Annotated in this window: 1 protein-coding gene; it reads left to right on the top strand. The window is 66.8% G+C overall.

The genetic code is table 11. The features are described from left to right. Positions 1 to 368 (top strand): DbpA RNA binding domain-containing protein (locus E5W87_RS26965; protein WP_292404581.1); only part of this gene is annotated, 368 nt, incomplete at both ends.

Genomic DNA, 368 nt, shown 5'->3' with positions numbered 1-368 from the left:
CCGGCAGAATGCCGAGCCGCGCTGGCTGATTCCGATGCTGTGCCGGACAGGCGGCATCACCAAGCGCGAGATCGGTGCCATCAAGATGCAGCCGGAGGAAACCTTCGTGCAGATCGCGGCCGATTGGGCCGATCGGTTTGTCCAGGCGATCGGCCCGGACCGCAAGCTGCAGAATAACATCGCGGTGAAGCGGCTGGACGGCACCCCCGACCTGTCGCGGGCCGGCTACCAGGAACCGCGGCCGGACAAGAAGCCGCATCGTGGCAAGCGGACGTTCGACCAGAACGCGCCCAAGCCGAAATTTGAGAAGCGCGCACCGTCGGCCGAGCAACGCCCTGCCGCGTTCGAGGCAAAGCCCTGGGCCGGGA

It is taken from the genome of Mesorhizobium sp., assembly GCF_004962925.1.
Lineage (GTDB): Bacteria > Pseudomonadota > Alphaproteobacteria > Rhizobiales > Rhizobiaceae > Mesorhizobium.
This window is presented reverse-complemented; position numbering and strand designations above follow the sequence as displayed.